The organism is Allobosea sp. CCNWLY174 (assembly GCF_037120455.1).
Taxonomy (GTDB): Bacteria; Pseudomonadota; Alphaproteobacteria; order Rhizobiales; family Beijerinckiaceae; genus Allobosea; species Allobosea lupini.
This window is the reverse complement of the sequence record NZ_JBBBBQ010000024.1, coordinates 1-1,552: the sequence shown is the minus strand read 5'-3', so window position 1 is coordinate 1,552 and position 1,552 is coordinate 1. Positions and strand designations below refer to the sequence as shown.

General features: G+C 64.7%; 2 protein-coding genes and 1 pseudogene. All 3 read left to right on the top strand.

The features are described from left to right. The coding region (locus tag V7S63_RS28670; RefSeq protein WP_336532829.1) for a response regulator at positions 1 to 660 on the top strand (660 nt) is incomplete at its 5' end. A gap of 120 nt (positions 661 to 780) precedes the next feature. Next, positions 781 to 1,353 carry a TRAP transporter small permease subunit gene (locus V7S63_RS28665; RefSeq protein ID WP_336532831.1) on the top strand — a complete coding sequence of 191 codons (573 nt, stop codon included), beginning with the start codon at positions 781 to 783 and terminating at the stop codon, positions 1,351 to 1,353. Further along, positions 1,350 to 1,552, top strand: a pseudogene (locus V7S63_RS28660) (C4-dicarboxylate ABC transporter); the annotation flags it as partial. The gene V7S63_RS28665 and the pseudogene V7S63_RS28660, both read left to right, overlap by 4 nt.

Below are 1,552 nucleotides of genomic sequence, written 5' to 3'. Positions count from 1 at the left end.
CTGGAGATGCACGGCTTCCGCGTCGTCGAGGCCGAAACCGCGCGGCAGGCGAAGGAGCTCGCCGTGATGCGTCAGCCGGACCTCGTCGTGCTCGATCTCGGTCTGCCCGATGCCGACGGCGCCACCGTCGTCGAGGCGCTGCGCGGCTGGTCGCATGCCCCGATCATCGTGCTCTCCGTGCGCAAGTCGGAAGCCGAGAAGGTCAAGCTCCTCGAAGGGGGGGCCGACGACTACATCGTCAAGCCCTTCGGCATGGCCGAGCTTCTGGCCCGCGCCCGCGTCGTGCTGCGGCGTGCCGTGCGGCAGGACGCGCCCGAGCCAGTCATCCGCGTTGGCGGGCTTTCAGTCGATCTCGCGCGCCGGCTCGTCAGCCGGGACGGCAGCGCGATCATACTTTCGCCCAAGCAATTCGCGCTGCTGCGCATTCTGGCCGTTCACCACGGCAGCGTCATGACGCATCGGCAACTGATGCGGGAGCTTTGGCCGCAGGAGCCGGACGAGGATGTGCAATACCTGCGTATCCTGATGAAAAAGCTGCGCAATCGCATCGAGCCGAATCCGGCCCGGCCGATCTATGTGGTGACCGAGCTCGCCGTCGGCTACCGCCTGCGCACCCAGGAGCAGCTCGTCGCTTCTGGCTATGGCGAGGCTATGCAGTAAGCCGATCCGTATCATGGAACGGATAAGGGCGTAGCTGCTAACGGCGGCGTTCGGGGAAACGTCGCAGTCGCGCGGGGAATCATGTTCAAGCTCTGGCTGGCGCTTGCCACCATCGGCGCCATGGCAGGCGTCGTGGCGATCGCCTGGTTCTTCTGCCGTCAGCTGATGCCGCTGGCCCGCTTCATCGATCGCATCAGCAGCGTGCTCGGCGTCATTGCAAGCTGGCTCGTGCTGCTGGCCTGCCTCGTCAGCGCCGGCAACGCCACGATCCGTTACCTCGTCTCCTACAGCTCGAACGCCTGGCTCGAACTGCAGTGGTACATGTTCGCCGGCATGGTGCTGCTGGGCTCGGCCTATACGCTGCGGGTCAACGAGCATGTCCGCGTCGACCTGTTCTACGGCGCCGTCTCCGACCGCATCCGCCACTGGATCGACCTGCTCGGCGGCGCGGTCTTCCTGCTGCCGATGTGCCTGGTGATGATCTGGTTCACCTGGCCCTGGTTCGTCCAGTCCTGGACGCTCAACGAGGCCTCGAACAATGCCGGCGGCCTGGTCCGCTGGCCGGTCATCCTGCTGCTGCCGGTCGGTTTCGTGCTGATCATGCTCCAGGGCCTCTCCGAGATGATCAAGCGCGCCGCAGCGCTGCGCGGCTTCCACCAGCACGAATACGCTTACGAGAAGCCGCTGCAATGATCGACACGATCCGCGACAATCTCGGCCCCATGATGTTTGGGGGCGTGGTCCTTTTTCTGCTCATCGGCTACCCAGCGGCGTTCTCTCTGGCTGCGGTGGGCCTGTTCTTCGGCTTCATCGCGATCGAGATGGGGGTGATCGCACCCCAATACATGGGCAACCTCACCTTCCAGCTCTATTCGATCATCTCGAACGACCT